This is a genomic window from Desulfitobacterium nosdiversum (genome assembly GCF_049860565.1).
Classification (GTDB): domain Bacteria; phylum Bacillota; class Desulfitobacteriia; order Desulfitobacteriales; family Desulfitobacteriaceae; genus Desulfitobacterium_A; species Desulfitobacterium_A nosdiversum.
In genome coordinates, this window is record NZ_CP172056.1 from 3,924,980 (window position 1) to 3,946,705 (window position 21,726).

Annotated in this window: 18 protein-coding genes; 5 read left to right on the top strand and 13 right to left on the bottom strand. The window is 42.3% G+C overall.

The features are described 5' to 3' along the window. Positions 1-109: 109 nt before the first annotated feature. The 5 genes from ACHOLT_RS19120 to ACHOLT_RS19140 all read right to left on the bottom strand — a co-directional run bounded on the left by ACHOLT_RS19120 (position 110) and on the right by ACHOLT_RS19140 (position 5,638). The gene (locus tag ACHOLT_RS19120; RefSeq protein WP_425803946.1) at positions 110-1,360 is read right to left on the bottom strand and encodes a hypothetical protein; all 1,251 of its coding nucleotides are present in this window, start codon (positions 1,358-1,360) and stop codon (positions 110-112) included. Between the two features lie 27 nt (positions 1,361-1,387). After that, positions 1,388-2,539, bottom strand: coding sequence for an acyl-CoA dehydrogenase family protein (locus tag ACHOLT_RS19125; protein WP_425803948.1), 1,152 nt, complete (start codon positions 2,537-2,539; stop codon positions 1,388-1,390). 66 nt (positions 2,540-2,605) lie between these two features. Continuing rightward, a complete protein-coding gene (locus ACHOLT_RS19130) occupies positions 2,606-3,265 on the bottom strand; it encodes a 3-oxoacid CoA-transferase subunit B (protein WP_425803951.1) in 660 nt (219 codons plus the stop codon). A gap of 34 nt (positions 3,266-3,299) precedes the next feature. After that, positions 3,300-4,061: a CoA transferase subunit A gene (locus ACHOLT_RS19135; protein WP_425803954.1), complete on the bottom strand. Its 762-nt coding sequence runs from the start codon at positions 4,059-4,061 to the stop codon at positions 3,300-3,302. Between the two features lie 206 nt (positions 4,062-4,267). Continuing rightward, a complete protein-coding gene (locus tag ACHOLT_RS19140; RefSeq protein ID WP_425803956.1) occupies positions 4,268-5,638 on the bottom strand; it encodes a sigma-54 interaction domain-containing protein in 1,371 nt (456 codons plus the stop codon). A 316-nt stretch (positions 5,639-5,954) separates the two neighbouring features. Here ACHOLT_RS19140 and ACHOLT_RS19145 point away from each other — a divergent pair, with 316 nt between their 5' ends. From ACHOLT_RS19145 to ACHOLT_RS19155, 3 genes are read left to right on the top strand one after another with little or no spacing between them, the layout of a single operon-like run. Further along, complete coding sequence (locus ACHOLT_RS19145) at positions 5,955-6,668, top strand: zinc dependent phospholipase C family protein (protein ID WP_425803959.1); 714 nt, start codon at positions 5,955-5,957, stop codon at positions 6,666-6,668. A 28-nt stretch (positions 6,669-6,696) separates the two neighbouring features. Beyond that, positions 6,697-8,907 (top strand): GGDEF domain-containing protein, encoded by a 2,211-nt coding sequence (locus ACHOLT_RS19150; protein ID WP_425803962.1) that lies wholly within the window; start codon positions 6,697-6,699, stop codon positions 8,905-8,907. Then, complete coding sequence (locus tag ACHOLT_RS19155) at positions 8,904-10,790, top strand: methyl-accepting chemotaxis protein (RefSeq protein WP_425803964.1); 1,887 nt, start codon at positions 8,904-8,906, stop codon at positions 10,788-10,790. The genes ACHOLT_RS19150 and ACHOLT_RS19155 overlap by 4 nt, the downstream gene beginning before the upstream one ends. Positions 10,791-10,838: 48 nt before the next feature. On the opposite strand, the gene ACHOLT_RS19160 is transcribed toward ACHOLT_RS19155, so the two are convergent. The 5 genes from ACHOLT_RS19160 to ACHOLT_RS19180 all read right to left on the bottom strand — a co-directional run bounded on the left by ACHOLT_RS19160 (position 10,839) and on the right by ACHOLT_RS19180 (position 13,629). Continuing rightward, positions 10,839-11,000, bottom strand: a complete 162-nt coding sequence (locus ACHOLT_RS19160) for a hypothetical protein (protein ID WP_425803967.1) — start codon at positions 10,998-11,000, stop codon at positions 10,839-10,841. Between the two features lie 30 nt (positions 11,001-11,030). Then, complete coding sequence (locus tag ACHOLT_RS19165; RefSeq protein WP_425803969.1) at positions 11,031-11,549, bottom strand: phosphatase PAP2 family protein; 519 nt, start codon at positions 11,547-11,549, stop codon at positions 11,031-11,033. 40 nt (positions 11,550-11,589) lie between these two features. Continuing rightward, a complete protein-coding gene (locus tag ACHOLT_RS19170; protein ID WP_425803971.1) occupies positions 11,590-12,063 on the bottom strand; it encodes a ribonuclease H-like YkuK family protein in 474 nt (157 codons plus the stop codon). Positions 12,064-12,222: 159 nt separating this feature from the next. Then, on the bottom strand, positions 12,223-13,176 hold the full coding sequence (locus ACHOLT_RS19175) for a LiaF transmembrane domain-containing protein (protein WP_425808177.1): 954 nt from the start codon (positions 13,174-13,176) through the stop codon (positions 12,223-12,225). A gap of 3 nt (positions 13,177-13,179) precedes the next feature. Next, the gene (locus ACHOLT_RS19180; RefSeq protein ID WP_425803973.1) at positions 13,180-13,629 is read right to left on the bottom strand and encodes a PspC domain-containing protein; all 450 of its coding nucleotides are present in this window, start codon (positions 13,627-13,629) and stop codon (positions 13,180-13,182) included. 409 nt (positions 13,630-14,038) lie between these two features. On the opposite strand from ACHOLT_RS19180, the gene ACHOLT_RS19185 reads away from it, so the two are divergent. After that, positions 14,039-15,193 (top strand): exonuclease SbcCD subunit D, encoded by a 1,155-nt coding sequence (locus ACHOLT_RS19185; RefSeq protein ID WP_425803976.1) that lies wholly within the window; start codon positions 14,039-14,041, stop codon positions 15,191-15,193. After that, positions 15,190-18,243, top strand: coding sequence for an AAA family ATPase (locus tag ACHOLT_RS19190; protein WP_425803979.1), 3,054 nt, complete (start codon positions 15,190-15,192; stop codon positions 18,241-18,243). The genes ACHOLT_RS19185 and ACHOLT_RS19190 overlap by 4 nt, the downstream gene beginning before the upstream one ends. 146 nt (positions 18,244-18,389) lie before the next feature. Here ACHOLT_RS19190 and ACHOLT_RS19195 read toward each other — a convergent pair whose 3' ends face one another. From ACHOLT_RS19195 to ACHOLT_RS19205, 3 genes are all read right to left on the bottom strand, one after another. Continuing rightward, a complete protein-coding gene (locus ACHOLT_RS19195; protein WP_425803981.1) occupies positions 18,390-19,472 on the bottom strand; it encodes an ABC transporter substrate-binding protein in 1,083 nt (360 codons plus the stop codon). 170 nt (positions 19,473-19,642) lie between these two features. Further along, complete coding sequence (locus ACHOLT_RS19200) at positions 19,643-20,425, bottom strand: ABC transporter ATP-binding protein (protein WP_425803983.1); 783 nt, start codon at positions 20,423-20,425, stop codon at positions 19,643-19,645. Then, positions 20,422-21,501, bottom strand: coding sequence for a FecCD family ABC transporter permease (locus ACHOLT_RS19205; protein ID WP_425803985.1), 1,080 nt, complete (start codon positions 21,499-21,501; stop codon positions 20,422-20,424). Before ACHOLT_RS19205 ends, ACHOLT_RS19200 begins: the two co-directional genes overlap by 4 nt. Positions 21,502-21,726 lie beyond the last annotated feature (225 nt).

The window sequence follows — 21,726 nt, forward strand, 5'->3', positions numbered from 1 at the left end:
ACTAACGCAACCCAGTCGGCTTTCACTCTACTACCCAATATTCTTCAAAGTTTTAATACATAAATCTTTAATATTTATGTCGTAATTGTTTATATGGGATTATTTTCTTTTACAAACTAACTCCCTGGTCATTTCTAACTACTGCTTCTTTATAGACAAGCGGCCATTTGTCAAAGAAGGTGTTGAAATAGAGGAATACCATGAGTAAGGCAAATTGACCAGCCAGAACGCCCATGACCGGGAAGCCCATTCCGAGATCATTCCCGGCAAATGGAAGAAGTTTGTAAACTTTAAGCCAGGTAAGGCCAAAAACAGTTCCAAGCCCAAGCCAGATCACGAGTCGGATAGCAACCCGCTTGGCAGGACTTGAGACGATTTCGGCGCCGGGGTAGTCATCGAACAGGTGATGCCAGCACAACATGGCAACAATGACTGACAGCTCCAGGGAAGCGGCTGTAACGTACGAATTAACTCCGGGATTGATGTTAAAAGCATGAATCAAAGCGACATAAAGAGCAGGAGTTAAATAGCCGCCTAGTATTAGAGCCCCCACTACACCGATAAGCCCCATCCAAGGCTGTTTTCCGGTAATAAGCTTATAAGGATAACCTTCCCCGCCTTCCGCCGGAATGAGGAACCAGAGAATAAATCCTTGACAGAAGGCCAGCACCGCCGGCCAGGATCCCATGGGCTGAGTGATAATGTCGTGCCCGCCCAGTTGAAAGTTCATAAAGCTGGGAATGAACATGGCAAACCAAACCAGTAAAGCAAATACGGTGCTCATCATCATCACAGCTAAGCCGTCAAGGGGAGGCTTCAAATTACCGGCCCATGGTTTCTTTTGAAATAGAGACACAAAAGGAATTTGGGCGATAAGCACAGGAAGGACATAGAAATTGGCAGCTTCCCATCCTTCAAGGGCCAAATGAAGTTCGGCAGCATTTTTGGGAGTAAACATAATGGCAAGATTGAAGGGCTTCCACCAGATACCGATAAAAGATATCAAAATGAAATAAGCAGCGATCCCACAGACAAAACTGAGAAAGGTATACCAGATTCCGGCACCGGGTTGTTTCTTCGTCAATGCATATTTTCCATAGTTGCCAAATATCAGAGTCTGCCAGACCCAGGCACTGATACTGCACCAAAAAAAGGTTCCTTCCACAAACGTGCTTACGAAATTTTTGGCCAGAGCGGGTTCTACGGCTTGGAGCCCTGCCGCAGCCGTTGCCGTAATGAAAGCTTTGGCCACTGTCGCCCAAACCGGCCAGTAAATGAGAGCGTAGGCAAAACAGATGATTATGCCCACCATCCCGGTGGTCAGCTTGCTGTTAAATCGTCTTTTTACGATATAATCCATACATTATCCTCCCAATCGGATTAATAATTAAACGATGCCTTTGATTTTCGCAACAGCCGAACCTACAACCATCTTCAGCACTTCGGATGTGCCCACTCCGATATCAAGCAGTCTTCCATCCCGGGCATAGCGTTCCAGGTCGTTGTACTTCATGTAACCGTGACCGCCGAATATTTGCAGGGCTTTGTGACAAACTTCATTCACGACTTCAGCCACAAAGATTTTCGCCACAGAGGTATCCAAAGCATAATCCTTTCCGCTATCTCTTTTCTTTGCCGTTTCAAAAACCAGCAGGTTAGCGGCTTCCAACTTTACATACATATCCGCCAACATTTCCTGAATCGAAAAAAGTGTGTTCAGCGGTTTGCCGAAGGCGCTTCTCCTGTTTGCATATTCCGCAGCAGTCTCCAGGGCGGCTTCGGCAATGCCCAGCCCCATGGAAGCCATCCCCAGACGTCCTCCTACCAAACCATACATAGCGATTTTAAAACCGTCATTCATCTTGCCGATCATGTTGTCATGGGGGATGACGCAATCCTTAAAGCTTAATCCCGTGGTATAGGAACTGCGGCATCCCATTTTTTCTTCCGGAGCGCCAATTGCAAATCCAGGCGTCCCTTTCTCCACGATAAACATGCTGATGCCTTTTGCTCCGGCATCCACATCAGTCTTTAAAGCAACGAAATAAATATCGGCTAACCCGCCATTGGTACAAAAATATTTAGCTCCATTCAAAACCCAGCCGGCATCAGTATTTGCGGCTACAGATTTAATTCCGGCAGCATCAGAACCCGCCTGAGCCTCGCTGATGTCATAGGCAGCTATTTTTTTACCTTGGATAAGATCGGGCAGGTATTTCTGTTTTTGGGCCTCGGTTCCGAATTTCAAGAGGACGTCAATAGCCATCCAATGCACGTGAAAGGTTAAGGCTACACCGGCACTCGCTTTGGCCAATTCTTTAGCCGCCATGTGGGTCGTCACGGAATCATAGCCACTACCGCCGTATTCAGCAGTATAATTCATACCAAAGAATCCTTCTTTGGCCATCATACCTGACAGTTCACTTGGAAACCTACACTCCAGATCCAGATCCCTGGCAATAGGCCGAAGGTGATTTTTACAGAATATCCTGGCTCTCTCTATAACATCACTGCGTGCTTCATTTTCGGAAACGTTCAAACAATCCACCTCCTGTAGTATTTCCAGAGAGGCCTACGCGGGTAGGCCTCCTAATATAATTGCTGATTATAATTTCATTTCGCAGAAAGTATCAGCAACGATAAAGTCAGCCTCCGTACATGCTTCAATGTCTTGGAGAGTTACACCCGGGGCATGTTCTTTTAATATAAGGACATTTTCTCCGACATCAAACACAGCCTTATCGGTGATGATCGTCTTAACACAGCTTTTTCCTGTTAGCGGGAGAGTACATTTCTTAAGAATTTTGGATTCCCCGCTTTTGTCGGTATGCATAAGGCAGGCAATCACTTGTTCTGTGCCATAGCAAAGATCCATGGCTCCCCCGATCCCTGGCCACCATTTGCCGTTGCGTTGAACCGCCCAGTTGGCAATGTTGCCCAACTGGTCAACTTCCAGCGCACCCAAGACGGTAATATCTAAGATCCCGCTGCGCATTGCCCCTAATGAGGTCGCCAAATCCATAATGGCTGCCCCTGGCAGCAAAGTAACGGGTTCTGAACCGGCATTGGTCATATCGGCTTGAGCTGCTGAGGCTTTTGGTTTGGGTCCAACCCCGAAAACGCCATTTTCCGCATGAAACATAACTTTAACGCCCTCAGGCAAATAATTTGAAGCCTGGGTCGGCATGCCAAATCCTAAATTGGCAAGTTGTCCGTCTTTCATTTCGCCTGCAACACGTTTTGCAATTAATATTCTGGGATCCATGTTCGTTCCTCCTCATTGTTAAGCTAAAAAATTTTTATTCTTCAGGGGTCAATTTCCCGATTTTGAGCCAATGGCGGCGATAAATCTCGTCATGCTCTTCCAGGCTTAATCCCTTAACCACCGCTTGGACAAAAGGAGCCGGAGTTCCTACCCGCTCGGGTGGAATGGTGCCCACGGGAACAATTTCTTCCACTTCTGCCACCGTATAATCACAAGCCATGGCAACCATCGGGTTGCAATTCATGCTGGTATGACGATATTCTAAATTGCCCATTTCATCCGCGCGCCAAGCTTTGACCAGACCGATCGGCGCTCTCAGAGCAGGCTCGACAAAGCACTTAATACCGTTGACTTCAATCACCTGTTTCGGTTCTTTCAACTCGGGGAAGAGTGCGGGGTCGTCCAGAATGCCTACGCCGACAGGAACAAGGACACCGCCGAGTCCCATGGCGCCGGCCCGTACTTTTTCAATCCAGGTACCCATTGGATAAAATTGTTCCACTTTCAGGTTGCCCTTTAGGTATTCATCGGTTGACTCTTGAGTCGTTCCGACGTGAGATGAAATAATTTCTTTCACTAAACCGTTCTTGTATAGCATGGCCCTTCCGAACCCGCCTAAGCCGGGTTCATTGGTTATCAGGGTAATTTCACGTATTTGGTTTTTGATTAACCACTCGATACAGCAAGTGGGTTCTCCGGCACCAACGAATCCTCCCATCATAATGGTCGCGCCGTTTTGGGGAATAACACTTAGTGCTTCATCCATAGATTTAAGTTTGTTTGCAAATTTAGACACTTACATTCCCTCCATAAGATCGTAATCTTTCGTTGGTTTAAAACTGATGGCCATCAGCATTTTCATATTATGCAATAACCATGCCAAAGAAATTCATGTTCATCCATCCGCAAATATGCAGCAAAAAAGCTCCTGATTTCTCTATTCAGGAGCTTTCTTGCTGTGACTTAAGGTTACATATGTCGCAAAAGGCTACGCTCAATTAATCACATAATATTTAGTTTTTCCATCTTTCTATACAATACTGAACGTTGCATATTCAACAATCGCGCCGCCTTAGCCTTGTTGCCGTTTGTTTGTTCTAAAACATGCAGAATCATGTCCCGTTCGGTATCGGAGATATGGCTGCGAAAACTTTGGCTTTCAATCACGGTCGAATTTCCGCTGTCGCAGCCATTCTCCCAAGGCTTGATCGGAATATTACGAATGTCTATGATCGAATCCTGACTCCAGTTGATCGCTTGCTCAAGAATATTTTCCAGTTCTCTGACATTTCCCGGCCAGTAATAGGCTTTCATAATCTTCAGGGATTCCGGGGTTATGCCTTTGGCATCAGCACCAATTCTCGAGTTTATCCGAGTAATCAAAGCATCCACCAAGAGAGGCAAATCTTCAACTCTATCCCGCAGAGGCGGCATATTAATTTCCAATACATTTAAACGGTAGTAAAGGTCTTCGCGAAACTTCTTTTCTTTGACCAGTTGTTTTAAATCCATATGAGTTGATGCAATAACCCGGACATCCAGTTTGGTAGGAGAGGTGGCCCCAATTCGCCATACTTCCCTTTCCTGCAATACCCGGAGCAGCTTAACCTGCATATAGTGAGGCATATCGCCTATTTCATCCAATAAAATGGTCCCAGTGTCTGCCAGTTCAAACTTACCCGGGTTTCCTCCCTTTTTTGCCCCGGTAAACGCCCCCTCAACATAGCCAAATAATTCGGATTCGAGAAGGTTTTCCGGTATTGCGCCACAATTGACACTGATAAAAGGGCCCTCACGCCTGACGGAGCGGGTGTGAATCGCCTGGGCAACAATTTCTTTGCCGGTACCGCTTTCCCCAGTAATGAGTAATGTTGAACTGGTTCGTGAAGCTTTCCGGGCCAGTTTTTTTACATATAACATGGGTGGTGTTTCTCCCATGATATCCAGGCAAGTACAAAGCGTCCGCACAGTGCTTTCCGGTTTACCCGGCCTTGCTAGTTTTTGCGCAATTTCCTTAGCGATGGTTTGATCGGGGAACAACGTTTTGACCATGGCGCCAATAATCTGTCCGTCAATTTTTAAGGGAAACCGTGCCACCAGAAATTCCCTGGCATTAATCTTTAGTGTCTCTCCCCAGATAGAATAGCCTTGCCCAACTGTCTCAAACAACCTGCAATTAGGAATTATATCCCATATTTTTTTATCCAATACATCATTCTCAGTGTAATTAAGAATTTCCAGGAAAAACGAGTTAATAAAAAAGATGGTTCCTGTGTTGTCAATCGCCATGATTCCTTCAAAGGGATTGTCGAGAATTGTCTTTAGCCTGTCATACTGCCTAAAGCTGAATTGTTTAGCAACTACACGGTTCATGACCAAACCTCCTAACTCATCCTTAAACTTTCTGAATATATACTCTTTGCAAAAATTGTACCAATCAGGTACTCCTTTAAAACATTAGTCTTTTCATTTAAGCCTGTATTAATTATGTCTCATTTAGTGACATATGTCCACTATTGAGTCACCTGTTTGTTGTAAGCTGTCCCCGATATAGACAATAAATATTATTATATTTTTACATAAGCTTTACAATTCTTTAACTTTTCCTTACTTCGCGCTAATACACGTTTTACGTAATAGATATACACTTTACGTAAAAATTAAATATCAATTATAAGAGAGGTGTAACATGAGCAAAGAAAACTTCTCTGCCCTTGTAACAATGACTAAGATTTTTTTAGCTCCAATGACTCCTCTGCAGTATTTTCTGGATACCCCGGGCTTAAGTCATGACTATTTTCTTAGACAAGCTTATATTATGTTGACCAATGACGGTAAAGATGAAGTCCGCACTTTTTTTCAGCCTTATCATCCTTGGATTCGCAAAGGATTGTTCTGGGCCGATCAAGGTTGGAAAAATGTTTGCCATTTTTATGCTAATCCTGAGAAGTCCGGAAGCACATATTGGCCCGGGGCGACTGCAGAAGCCCAATATTATTTCAATCATGCATTAACCTATTTTTCCAAAGACGTTATCAAAGGAATGTTTTATTTAGGCGCATCTCTTCATATCGTTCAAGACATGACTGAACCCCATCATTCCATAGGCTCCGTTTTTGACGGCCACCAGGAATTTGAGAAATGGGTAACTCGACATTGGGAGGATTATAAAACCGATGAAGGAGGGTTCTATCCAAACTTTACCCATCCGAGTCAATGGATTGAGTTTAATGCGGCCCAATCCGTTTCATATTATCCGCTCGTTTCCTCACATGCCTCTTGTAATGAGGAAACATATAAGAATGCCGCAAAAGATATTATCCCTCTGACAATTCAAACAACTGCCGGTTACTTGGATTTTATGAAAAATCAACTTAAAGGAATCACATTAAGGCTTCAATAGATTCCTGTTTTATTAAAGGGGATTGATCATGAATAAAATCTCACGTTTTAACCAACCACAGGAAGAAAAATTATATAAAATTCTCCGGGATGGTTATTCAGTCTGGGTATTATATCTCGACATTGTTAAATTTCACGAAGTTGAGTTCCGGCGGGGTTATGCAACCTGTAATCGGATTCTGGACGAATTGGAAAAAAGCATTGATCATCTTCTTCGGCAGCACGCTCATCTCTTTAAAATAACCCTTCTTGAATGCAGGGGGGGAGATGACTTTGCTATTTATTTTGTTCCGCTTAATCATACGCATTTTGATTTTAAGAGTTTTATCCATCCATGGCTTTCTTCACTATTAACAAAAATTAATAATAAAATACATGAGTTCGTATCAGAAGATCTGCGTCTCCGCTCCGGATTCGTAGAATGTAAAGCTCAAGCAGCAAGGAGTGCAGATTATTTGCTTTATAATGCCGTCAAGGAAGCTTTCCGTCTTAATAAATCTGAGCCTGACCCCTACTATGATCAGCGCAAGGAAGAGATTCATCAATTACTCATTAATCCCAACGAACATTTAACTTCAGCCTACCAGCCTATTCTCGACGTGAAACGTGGAGAAATTTTTGGCTTTGAAGCCCTAGCCCGTATGAAAACTCCCACTCATTTTTCTAACATTGCTGAGCTTTTTCCGTTTGCCGAAAAGATCGGGGAACTCTATCCGATTGAAACCTTATGCAGGCGAAGCGCTATTCGTCACTCATCTAATGTACTAGCCCCCCGGGAAATCTTATTTCTTAACGTTGATCCGCAAGTTCTTTCCGATCCGGATTTTGCTTCGGGTCAAACGCGTAAACTTCTTGCCAAAAAAAATTTAAAACCTTCTGACGTCGTTCTTGAAATTACTGAACGCAGTGCTATTCAAGATTTCGCCACGTTTCGTGAGGCTTTGGAACACTATCGAAACCAAGGCTATTACATTGCCCTCGATGATGTAGGAGCAGGATATTCTTCATTACAATCAATAGCTGAACTCCATCCCGATTTTTTAAAAATTGATCGTTCGCTGATCGAATCCATTCATACCGATCCTACAAAATGGGCCCTGCTCGAGACATTTATTACCTTTTCCCATCGAATCGGGTGCCGAATTCTCGCCGAAGGTGTAGAAAGAGAAGAAGAAATGCGTACTGTCGTTCAATTAGGTGTAGATTATGTCCAAGGCTACTTTGTCGCCCGTCCAGCCTTTGATCGCCCGGAAATCAATCCGATAAGTCTTGAAATAGTTAAAAACCATCCCCACGTCAAAATCAATGAGGCCAATACCATTCTTTCTCTAGTCGAACCCCTTCCCCTTTTTTCCTTTGAATCCTCGGTTCGTATCGTTGATGAATATTTTAGAGCTCATCCTAATATTTGGTTAATCGGGGTCAGTGAACACCAACGTATTGTTGGCGTTATTCATCGCGATAAATTTTATTCCTCATTGGGAACCCGTTACGGAGTCAGCCTCTACATGGAACGACCCGTTACAATGCTAATGGATAACAATCCACTAATTATTGAAGATAATACTCCCATCGAGGTTGCTTCAAGTCTTGCTATGTCACGTTCTGATGCTAAACTTTACGATGGCCTCGTTGTCATTCACCAGCAGCAGCCGATCGGAATGGTTAAAGTTGCCTCTCTTATAAAGGCTATGGCGGAAACTCAAATCAAAATAGCACAAGGAGCAAATCCACTTACAGGCTTACCTGGAAATATCGCTATTGAACAAGAAATCCAAAAACGAGTGAATAACAAAGGCTCTTTTACCCTCATCTACGCAGATCTTAATCAATTCAAACATTACAATGATTCTTTTGGATTCCAGAAAGGAGATATGGTTATCAAAATTCTGGGGAAAATATTGCTCAAAGCCGCCTCCGCTTTCCCGGAGCAAACCTTTGTCGGTCATATCGGCGGAGACGATTTTGTATTCATAACCCAAAGCCCGGACCTTAAAAAAATTTGTCAGAAAATCATTTCCGAGTTCGAATTAAAAACGGAGAAAATGATTGGGGCAAGTCACCTTAGTGTAGCTTTAGCCGTTTTAGTTATATCTGCTGAGCAATACTTTAGTTCAGCTGAAATTACTGAACACGTGGCTCATCTTAAAAAAGAAACAAAATTGATTAAGGGAAATGCATATCTTATCGAAACATTAAATCACAGCCATCAAAATGCTGAGAAAGGACTAGAACAATGATTGGTTTTCGCCATTGGAAAACAGCCTATAAAATCATCTCACTCGTCATGCTTATGATCCTGTTCATGGCAGGGTTAAGCTTTACTGGATACACCTATTATCTTCAGGCAAAACAGGCTATGAATTTAATCTACTCGAATTCCACCCTTTCCATTAAACTCCTGGGTGATGCCGAAAGCAGTGCAAAAACCTCCGAGCTCTATCTGACTCAGGCTTTTCTCCCTTCAACGGATGTAAATAAACAACACCAGCTCCTGACACAGGCCAATATCGTTGCAGCCTTAGGCGAAGAAGCTCTTGCAAAATATAAAGCAATAACTTTGCAGCCTTTCGAAGTTCAGCGACTGGCACGTTTAGAAGAACTCCTAAGTCAAATTAAGGCTGAACGGCAGAAAGTCCTTGCTCAGATAGATACCGGAGATAAAGCTCAGATCTATGAAGATTATCAAAAGAATACCTACCAAAACAATCAAGAGATCAGTACTCTTTATACGGAGCTTTTGGAATTTAGCGGTCAAGAAGCAGCAGCCACCTTAGAACGAGATAACCTGAATTTTGCACGTGCCGAAAAAATCCTTTTTGGGCTGCCTCTTACTGCGGGATTTGTTGCTTTACTTGCAGGGTTATGGTTATCTCGCTTAATCTCTAAGCCCCTAAAAACCATTCTAAAATCGGTTGAAGAAATTGCTGAAGGCAATTTAGATATTAAGCCAATTACCGGACAAGCTCGAGATGAAGCAGGAAGACTGGCTGACGGAGTAAACAAAATGTTAGAAAACCTTCAATTTCTCGTAAGCCAAGTTGTTCAATCCTCACAGCGCGTTGCGACTTCCTCAAATCACCTATTCTACGTAACTCAACAAACATCGGAAACCTCGGATCAAATGGCTGCCTCCATTGATCATGTTGCCACAGGGACGGCCAAACAATCCTCTTCTCTAAATAATACATTAAGTGGAATTGAAGAAATTTCAGCAACGGTTCAATCGATTGCCCAGCACAGTTCAAGTATCTCCAAACTTGTGGAAACAACAGAAAATACGGCTAAATTAGGACAATCCTCTGTTGGACAAGCCGTCAATCAAATGTCCCAAATTGGGCAAGGCACAAAACTTGTCGAAAACGCAATTCAAGAATTATCATTAAGTTCAAATCAAATTTCAGATATTACTGAAGTCATTTCTGGAATTGCAAGTCAAACGAATCTGCTCGCGCTCAATGCCGCTATTGAATCCGCTCGGGCAGGTGAACATGGTCGAGGTTTTTCAGTGGTTGCGGCAGAAGTCCGTAAGCTTGCGGAACAAACTGAAAATGCAACTCGTGAAATTGTTTCTCTTATTCAAGAAAATGAAAATAACTTACAAAATGCGATCAAAGCAATGAATGATGAATCCATCCTCGTTGATGAGGGAATTAAAATTGTTAACCATGCCGGAGAAGGCTTTGACTCTATCACTGGACTCATTCAAGAAGTGGTCAATGAAATTCAAGAAATCACTCAGTCAATCTACAATATTTCGAACTCTAGCCAGAGTGTCACGATGTCAGTTCGGGATGTAGAGGAATTCAGTCGAGATACAGCTGCACAAGCACAAACCGTCTACGCTGGAATCGAAGAACAAAGCGCAGCGCTGGAAGATTTAAAATCAGCCAGCCTTAGTCTTTCAGACTTGGCTCAGAACCTTCAACAGGAAATGAGCCGTTTCCGTCTTGCCTCCAAAGACACCTTCGAAACAAAGGAATCATTGGAAGCAGAGCAATCCTCGGAAACTGAAGGATTTTTGGAAAGCATGCCCCCCTTTGATCAAAGCGAGTTTACTCTAGACTTGCCTGAAGAAGAAATAAATCAGAAAGAAAATAAAGCGTTTGAAGTTGCAAAGTAAACATTTCAATAATGCCAAAGGCTTATTCTTATTAAAGAAGCGAATCTCTTATATTTTAAGAATTTCGCTTCTTTTGACTTTTGTTTTTTGTCTTTTTAACTTTTGCCCCGTGATCTGTTTAGAAATGTGTACTTCCCCTATCCAGTTAAAATAATTTAATGTATTTCCTCCCCATATTTTATTGATGATCCGTTCCTCTTTAAGCGTCACTGAGTTTCCTCCTTACTTTCATTAAGTGGATTATCCTATGAAAAATGCTGCTGTAACTATCCCTATTCCCGCCCCAATTGTAATGTCAGAGGGGTAATGCATCCCAAGGTATACTCGAGATAAAGCAACAATTAAAGCAATACTGTAAAAGATAAGTAAATAAGAAGGAACTGCCGCTGAAAGCACTGTTGCCATACAAAATGCTGCTGTGGAATGTCCCGAAGGAAAAGAAGCATCTTTATAAAGCTTTAAACCTGTGAATACCCCATTTAGGACTTCATAGGGACGACGGCGTCGGACAAACCTTTTTAAAAGCTGCACAATCAGATGGCTTATACTAAGACTTAAAGCCAGATTTATGCCAACTTGATGCCAAAACATCGATTTACTCAGCAATAAGGAAAGAGCGCATAAAACACTTGAGAGCGCCCCTCCTATTTGTGTGAATTTAGGTAAAATCCAATCAGCAAAAGAGGATCGAACCGCTTGGTTAATCCAATAAAATATATTAATATCTCCGCCTTGTAATATCTCTGCAATTCTATCCATTGAAAATTCTCCTCAAATGTTTTAAATACTTTTGATACTTCTACTTTGATAGCCTATTAGCAACACTTGAAGCCATATATGAATCCGGTTTTATTACACTTTCAAAGCCGCAGGATTTAACCCAGCCTGTCAAATCATCTACGAATTGAGAACTCGGGCCATTATAACCTGCATCGATATGAACACTGATTTGCCTTGGAATCTCCGCCTGATCAAATAATTGCTTTAACCTAAATGCGTAGTTTAAACTTAAATTAGTTTCGTAAAAGAGCTTTTGTTTCATATTATTTATCTTCGGGACTCGCTTGATTTCTGCGAAAAAGATCCCCCCACGGCCCACATTATTAACGATTTTATGTATTCCAATCGTCACAGGGATTTTTGTATAACTGAAATTCTGGCTGTCTGTTCCAATTGCAATTTTAAACTCAGCATCAGGGTCTTGAGATGTATACATCTTAATTAACTGACACATCTCCTCGAAGGAAACTTCACCGTGTGTGATACTATACATCGCAATGCTCCTTTCGTATAATTTTATTTTAAATAATCTTTGTAAATACTTAACCTGCTTAAAGTAAAGTTTTTGAAAAAGTTTGCTAAGATAACGTAAAAAGAGATCCAGTTCATTTGAACCGGACCTTTTTCAAACTTAACATTCGTTATTAAATGCTTAATACGTTACGTCTTTAGTTTTCTGTCTCTCCAAATCGATCTTGCCTGCGGCAACAGATATCGCCATATCTACCTTTGTCTTCGCTGTATCATAGTTAGAGCTTACCCATTCTTTATCGTTTAAAACCAATCCGTCTCCTGCAAAATTGGTACTGCTTGTGAAGCCGCTAAGTTTGATTTTAACACCCACTTGTTCAGGAACAACTAATTTAATTTTTGAAGCACCCGCATTAATTTCGGCCTGTGTCGGCCCCCCCGTATCCCCAAGATCCAGCTCCAGCTGGCTCGCGCCGCAATTAATATCCAGATTGTTCACGCGCAGTTCACTTAAATTCATAACACCATTAAAGGCACCTGCATTGATTTGCATTTTCCCATAATCCACCTGAGGATTTAACGTAAGGTCCATTTTACTTGTCCCTAACCCCATTTTTCTCTCTGAATTGAATTGGATATTTACGGTATTCCCATTTTTGGTGTGGGAAATTTGAGGTGCCGGATCATTAGCAGAAGCAAAATTGGCCTTCCAATCGTACTTCCCATAAAAGAGTTTATTAGGGTCGGAAATAGGGCCGGATGTATTAAGCCGTAAATCCGTCCCTCCTAAATTTAGCGTTAGATTTGCCTTTTTAGTCCCCTCCTCCATTGGAACAAGAAAATCTCCTCCCCCGCTCGAATTTCCATTAAACGGTCCAATATACCTGTTTCGGTCTACTCCAGGCAAAAATGAATATCCTACAAGAACGATTAAAAAAACAAGCATCACAGTACTAAACGGAATGCGTCTACTAAAGAGGAGGGCGATCCCTCCCAGGATAAAGATGAGCGGCCAGAGATCAACGACATTTGCCCAGAAACCCCAGGGCAAAACTCCATACGAATTAAGGAAAAAAACTATTCCCAGGACAATAAACAGAAATCCTCTGCTTAACGAATCGGCCGTACGGCGCATCAATTAATCCCTCCTCCAAATGATCCCAATACCGATCAGAATCAAAATGATCGGCCACATCTTGCCCCAGTCAAAAAAGTACGGCGCAATGCGTTCCAATAGGAAAAGAATTCCCAAAACGATCAAGGCAATCCCTACATACCTTTTTCGCCGTCCATGGTTAACAGATCTTAACTCCTCAGCAAATCCTTGAGCGCTGGTTGAAAGATCTTCAACACTTGAACGGATTTCCTCGCCAATATTATGCGGATGATCAGCTCTTTGGTGAGCCGGATTTATGGGAATGACCACCCAAGCAAGGAGATACGCAAGCAGCCCCATTCCTCCCATAAAGATCGTGACTAACACGATCAGCCGAATTAACGTTGCATCAAAATCAAAGAACTCGGCCAGGCCCCCGCAGACACCTCCTAACTTTTTATCTACTCCAGAGCGATACAATCTGTCCGTCATATTTCTTTCCTCCTGGTAATTTATATTTCGCCTTAAATTGTATTTACACTCTTAATACGAAAGAGAATCTAAAAAGTTTCGGAGGGAATTAAAAATTTTTAACGAAATAAATAGTTAAAGAAAAAATGATTTGGTCGTGTAGCTTCGCGCACAGCCGCTCACTCACTGCTTCAGGGCGTGCATACTTGCTTCCGTGGGAGCTCTGCCAAACCCTTCTGCTTTCTGCATGTGAACCACTGGCGCCGCTGCCCCACACAAGCATCGTACGCTTTAGCGCCCCTTCGCAAAATCGTTCACGTCTGTACGCGAAGCTACGCTTATGGGTCTTTATCTTTATTTTAGAAGTTCTTTCACTATTTACGTTTACATTATGCGAAAACTTATTATTTCGTTATAAGGGGGGTATACCTTGCGATTTTTACATACTTCGGATTGGCATCTTGGCCGGATTTTTCATGGGGTTCATCTTACGGAAGATCAAGCTTATTTGCTTGATCAATTTCTTGCGTTAGTGCGGGACAGCAAGCCTCAGGCTATTGTCATAGCTGGAGATGTTTATGATCGGGCTGTTCCGCCGACTGAGGCGGTGGAGCTTTTAAATGAAGTACTCTCCCGGCTGATTCTGGACTACCGAATTCCTGTCATTGTGATCGCAGGTAATCATGACAGCCCGGAACGCCTGGGGTTTGGCAATAAACTTCTTGCCCGGCAAGGCTTGCATGTATTTGGACCGCTTACGGGAAAAGCCAGTAATGTTATCCTCGAGGATGAATATGGTCCTGTTTACTTTGTTCCACTGACCTATGCGGAACCCTCAGTCGTTAGAGAACGGCTTCAAGAACCGGAAGCTTTAGACCATGAGCACGCTTTAAATATTATGGTCCGACATGCTTTACAGCAAATTCCTGAAGCTCAGCGCAAAGTTGCTATTGCCCATGCTTTTATCAGCGGAGGTTCTGTAAGTGAGTCTGAGCGTCCTCTTTCAGTCGGCGGCAGCGGCGCGGTCAGTGCAGAGATCTTTAAGCCCTTTAATTACACCGCTTTAGGACATCTGCATAATTCTCAAAAAGTAGGAAGTGACGTTATCCGTTACCCTGGCTCCCTTTTCAAATATTCCTTTTCTGAGGCCAATCAGATCAAAGGAATCAATCTTGTGGAACTGAATTCGCAGGGACAAGCCCACATTGAGAGCATTGCCATGTCTCCTCGTCGGGATGTTCGAATCCTTGAAGGTTATTTTAGACAAATTCTCGAAGGAGCAGATTCTTTTGGAAATCGAGACGATTATCTGCAAATTGTTCTTAAAGATACCGACCCAATCCTTGATCCAATCGGTCAGCTTCGGGCTGTTTTTCCGAATGTTCTAGCCCTTGAACGTCCTTACATAACGAATGCCAGTAATCTGTTAGGACTTGATGCCGATCACCGCAAATTGACGGAGAAAGAACTCTTTGCCTCTTTCTTTGAACAAATGACAGGACAGGCACTCAACACAGACCAAGAGAATGAACTCGTCAAGGTTCTGGATGAGGTTTTCCGTGATGCACGGGAGGTGTCAGCATGAAACCACTCGTTCTAACTTTTTCTGCCTTCGGTCCTTATGCAAATAAACAAACCCTAGACTTTTCAGAACTTAAAGGACGTTCCTTTTTCCTCATCCACGGTCCGACAGGCTCAGGCAAAACCTCAATTTTGGATGCGATTTGTTATGCCCTTTACGGAACAGCCAGCGGAACCTCTCGCACAGGCAAATCGATGCGCAGTGATCATGCTGATCTTTCCGTTGAAACAGAAGTGGATTTCGAATTTGTCATTGGCACAAAACAATACCTCGTTAAGCGCTGGCCTGAGCAGGAACGTTTGAGCAAACGCGGCGAGGGCACAACCCATGCTCTAGCTAAAGCAGAATTATTCCAGCTTTCAGAAAAGGGCGATTATGAGTTGTTGTCTAGCACAGGACGTGATGTTACGGAAAAGATCGAATCACTTCTCGGCTTTAAAAGTGAACAATTTCGTCAGGTTGTACTTCTGCCGCAAGGCGACTTCCGCAAACTTTTAACTGCCACCTCAGATGAACGCGAAGCAATAATGCAAACCCTCTTTAAAACCGATATATACCGTTTGATCGAAGATAAGCTAAAAGCAAAAGCCAAAGAACTTACACAGCTTCATAAAGAACTTGTTCAGGAACAACAATTGATTCTCCAGGAAGCTTCAGTTACAACCTTAAACGAATTAGAAAGCAATCTGAAAACGGCTCAAGAAGAAGAAGTCCTTTTACGAAAAAAAGTGGGAGATCTGGATCAGGAATTTAAAAATGCTCAAGCTCAAATTACGACAGCAACCCGTATCCAAGATCAGTGGAACGAACGGGAAGCTGCCGAAATTGAGCTGAAAAAGCTTAATGAGAAAATTTCTGTTGTCGATCAATTCCGCCAGAATCTAAATAAAGCACTTGCAGCTGCAAATTTAACAGATACTGAAACGCTCCTTGCGCAGCAAGCCCAAGATACAGCCACTCTCCAAGCCTCCCGCGACGGCCAAGAGAAAGCCCTGCAAGCAAGTAAAGAACAAGCAGAACTTGCCCAACAGCAACTAACCGTTCAAGAAAATAAAACACATGAACGAGAAGCTGCTGCCGCTGAGATTCACCGGCTTCAACTGCTATCCGGCACCGTCGAAGCACTTGCGCAAACGCATGAGAAAGCGCTTGAAGCTCAGGCCAACGCTCAAACAGCTCTTAAACAAAAGAATAATCTTCAAGCCCAATTTGATGAGGCTCAAAAAGCCCATCAAAGAAAAACTGAAGAATCTCAAACACTTATCTTCCTCTCCGGTCAAGCTCAAAGCCGTAAAATGGAATTAGAACAGCTTCAATCCTTCCTTGATAAACGAAACCAGCTTGAACAAGAAAGTAAAAAGCTGCTTATCGCCAAACGCAAGCTGTCCTCCACTCAACAAAGCGTAGAACAGGCTGACGAAAAACTTAAGGAGTTAAAGCAAGTTTATGGTGCTCTTCAACATGCCTGGCTTAATGGACAAGCTGGAGTCATGGCCTCTCAGCTCGTGCCCGGAACTCCCTGCCCGGTTTGCGGTTCGCTGCATCATCCCCAGCCCGCTGCCTTTTATGCGCAAACTCCGGATGAAAGTACACTCAAAAGGAAACAAGCAGAGCTTGAGCAAGCCGAAAAAAATGAGAAAACACTGCAGACTTCCTATCATCAGGAGCTGAACGAACGGGATCTCTTAGCTCAAAAGGTACAAACTCTGAAAGAAGAGCTCGGGGACTATGCTTTAATGGAACTCGAAAAACTGACATTATTGCTTAATCAGAAGAAATCCTCATACCAAGAAGCCTATAAGGCTGCTCAACAGCTTGAAACCCTTCAACACGAATTAACAGCATTGGCTGCTAAACAAATCGATTTACAAAGTGAGCAGGAAAACCTCAACAAAGCATGGAACTCCGCCAATGAGCGGTATTTGCAGGCCCAAACAATATGGGAAGAGCGTCAAGCGGCTGTTCCCCCTGAACTTCAAGACCCTCAAGCTTTGCAAGGGTCCTTGCGCAACGCAATGGATCTTCAGGCCCATTTAACCTCTGACCTGGAGCAAGCTCAAAAGAATTATCAGCAAAAAAGCCAAGCTTTAACTAAAAACCAGGCAGATTTTGATAATACCTCCGTTAACCTATCCCATGCCCGAGAACGTCTTACCCATATTCAGAATGAATTCACGAGTCGTCTCAAGTCTTCCGGCTTTTTAACCGTTGATGAATATCTAAAAACCAAATGGTCCCAAGAACGAATCCAGAAAGTACAGGAACGTATCAAGGACTTTGAACTTAATTTAAGTGCCGCCCAACAACGGGCACAACGAAGTAAAGAGATCACAGAATCCCTGCCTCGCCCCGATTTAGCTAAACTCCAACACGCCGCCGATACATGTAAAGAAGCGTATGAAGCAGCACTCCGGCATCATTCAGATCTCCTTACGACGCTCAAGTCCATACAGCGCTGGCTTGATCGATTAATGGCCAATGATCAAAAAATGAATAAACTGGCTTCCCGCTATGCTGTGATGGGTAAACTCTCGGAAATAGCCAATGGCCAAAATGATTACCGTCTTACCCTCCAGCGTTTTGTCTTGGGTGCCTTATTAGATGACGTTGCTCTCGCCGCGAATGAACGGCTTAAGATGATGAGCAAAGGACGTTATTATCTTCAACGCACAATGGATCGAACACGCAAAAACAGTGCCGGTGGACTTGATTTGGAAGTCTTCGATAACTATACTGGATTTGCTCGGGGAGTTGGAACTCTTTCCGGAGGTGAAACTTTCCTGGCCTCACTTTCCTTGGCCCTAGGCTTAGTCGATGTCGTCCAGTCCTATGCAGGGGGTATTCACCTGGATACGCTCTTTGTCGATGAAGGCTTCGGTACTCTAGACCCCGAGTCCCTTGACTTTGCCATCAAAGCGCTGATCGACTTGCAGCAAGGGGGACGCTTGGTAGGGATTATCTCTCATGTCCCTGAATTAAAGGAAAGAATTGACGCTCGCCTTGAAGTTACACCAACCGCTAAAGGAAGCGTAGCCTCATTCAAAGTAGGGTAGGCATCAAATTCATAAGACATGTAAACGGACAGCAGTTTGCTGTCCGTTTTTTCAATTCAAAAACAAAACCAGATGCGACTATCCTCCAGCTTTGTTCTTTTTGTTATATTAAAGAAAGTCCCTTGAATATGGCTGACTTTCCTGCTTTATTTTGCAGGATTTTGACATGTAAGAATTCTGTTTGTCTCATCGTCTGTAAGATTATAATTCAAGAAAGTTTTATAAAAGTCCTTTGTGACTTGATTCATATCCAGATTTGCGAATTTATCGGGATTCAATGTTTTTGCAGCCCATTGTACTTCTAACGCTTCTTCTGCTCCATAACGATCCCACATAAACGCACCATTTGGATTTACATAGACTTTTCCGTTTTTAACTGCATTAACTTTTTGCCATTGCGGGTCAGTTTTTATTAAATCAGCATTTTTAGCACCAAGACCCGAATTTCCGGTACCAAGAATGATAACATCCGGATTCCATTTTAGGATTTGTTCCATGGAAACCTCTTTAAAACTCCCTTCAACCTCCGCTGCAGCATTGACACCGCCCGCAGCTTGAATCCAGGCATCAATAATAGTTTTACCACCATCAATAATATTCGGTGAAAGTGAGGTTAAATGAAGAACTTTAGGTCTGTTCTCTTGGGGAATTTTCGAAGTCACATCCGTTACCATTTTTAGTTTACTATCGAGATAAGTGATATACTGTTGGGCTTTTTGTTTACCAGCATCGCCTAACATATCTCCCGTAAGCTGAAAGGTGGACTTCAAGCTGTCAAAATCAGTAAAGGTTAGCTGCACGACAGGAATGCCTACTTCTTTAATTTTATCAACGCTCTTATCTCCGACAGGTACGATTGCAATTTCAGGCTTCGTTTTTACAAGTTCCTCTATATTAAGATTGGGAGTAAACGTATTAACAGCCTTACTCATTGCAGGATTAACTTTATAAAGCCAAGGTCTTGATTCAGGAGTATGTACTGTCGCGACAATTCTATCTCCACCACCAAGCATAGCCAAAACTTCATTATGTGCCGGCCAGGAGTCTGCTATTCTCTGTATATTAACCGGAATTTCTACTTGCTTTCCTGCCGAATCTATAATTGTCCGTTTCTGAGGGGTCTGATTTGCTGCTGTTTGCGTATTTCCACATCCTGCTACGCTTAAAATCATTGTAAGCGCAAATATAAGAATAACCATGAGAGTTATGTTTTTTTTGATCTGTTTCATCTTCAAAATCCTCTCTTTTTAAATATAATTCATAAATATTCGAATTGATAATAGCGATTGAATTTATTTTTCTATCCTTCACCTCACTTTGCCCTTTCGGCTATTTTGGGGGCAATATTGATAAACCTCAAGGATAATCTGGGAAAAGGTTTAATTGTAAGTAAGCCTTTTTAGCTGATCAAAGGTACACAGACGTTAATCTTTTCTCCTCTGTTGTTATCTATACTGGTGATTTTCATTTCAATCCCATAAGCATCCTTAAGATTTTCTTCAGTCATCACTTCATTAGCACTGCCTTTTAGATATACTCCGTCTTTTTTTAAAATGACTACTTTAGTTGAACAAATAAAGGCGTGATTCGGGAAATGCGAGGTCATGATAACCGTTAATCCCTTTTTGGACAAATGGTTAATTTGTTCAAGCACCCGCATCTGATTTCCAAAATCTAAATTTGCAGTTGGTTCATCCATTACCAATATCCTAGGATGTTGGGTAAGTGCCCGTGCAATTAACACCATTTGCCGTTCACCACCGCTGATTTCAGTGTAAATTCGGTCTTTAAGAAAAGAAATATTCAAAGTTTCCAGTGCTTCTTCAGCAATTGCGATATCCTTTTGAGTGGGAGAATTAAACATCCCCAGATGAGCAACTCTCCCCATCACTACAACATCCAATACATTGAAAGGAAAAGGTGGTGTATAGGCCTGGGGTACATAGCCAATTGCCTTAGCCAAACGATTTCTTGACCAATCTTGTATATTTTCCCCATCTAAAAGTATTTTTCCGCCTTGCAGTTTCAAAAAGCCCAGTATGGATTTAAACAAAGTGGTCTTTCCTATACCGTTCGGTCCAAGCAAACAGAGAATATCCCCTGTTTCAACATCAAAGGATATCTCATTGATTACTGTTCTTGATCCATAACCACACTTTGCATGATTAATCTCAAGTTTCATAGCCAGCCCCTCTTTCCATTTAACAACAAATAAATAAAAAAGGGTGCACCAACCATCGATGTTAAAATACCCAGAGGAATTTCCATAGTAAATAGACATCTCGCAAAATCATCGACGACAAGCAGGTATATCCCCCCGAGCAATAATGAAGTTGGAAGGAGGATTTTGTAATTCGGTCCTACAAGCATCCTCGCAAGATGCGGGATAACCAGACCTACCCAGCCTACCATTCCGCTAATCGAAACTGTACCTGCCGTTAAGATCGTAGAACATATGATGATAATCGTTCTTAGCCGTGTTGTATTAATTCCTAAGGATTGGGCTTCTTCTTCGCCAAAGGAAAATAGATTCAATCTCCATCTTAGGAGTAATAACGGTATTATGCTGAGAATAACTGGAGGTATAAGCATTTTAAGATTAGCAACAGTTATTGTAGAGAGTCCCCCCATCAGCCAAAAAGTGATAACCGGAAGCTTCCCATCCGGATCAGCTACATATTTCGTTAGAGAAATAGCGGATGTAAATAGTGCTGTTACAACCATACCAGTCAAAACAAGCACTAAAATTGGACTACTTCCTCGCCCGATTTTAGTGCTTATTGCATAAGTCAAGGCTACGGCACCCAGGCCAAAAGCAAATGATAAAAGTTGGACACCCACAGTATTAAATGAAAGGAGAAGGGCAACCGCCGCACCGAAACCCGCGCCTGCCGATGCTCCAAGAATGTCCGCTGATGCCATTGGATTTTTAAACAACCCCTGAAAAGATGCTCCAGACACTGAAAGGGCAGCCCCAACAAGTATAGCAGCGATTATCCTTGGCAATCTTACTTTAAATATTACCGTATCTACCATATCAGAATTAGAGCCTGTATTTGCTATTCCAAGTATCTTGAAGTAAAAAATCTCGAATAATTGTTTTAATGAGATAGAATATCTACCTATTGTAAAGGAAATAAAAAAAGCTACAATGAGTAGGCAAATTAAAATAAAGAAAACTAAATTATGGCTTCTATTTATGAAAAAGTTTCTTCTAACATTATTAATATCTGTATTAATTTGATTGGTATCTCCCATCTGAAACCTCTTTAATATAGAATAAAATTTTGTCTAGTTTTATCTTAATTAAAACTAACTTAATCAAAATAAACCATACTATATTATATGTAAATATAAACAGAACAAAATACAACTCATTATATCCCCAAATTTTAATTCATTCAATATTTCCTCATAAATACCTCAAGATCAATGTTAAAATATTTATCCTATAGATTGACAACAAGGCGAGTTGTTCAAAGT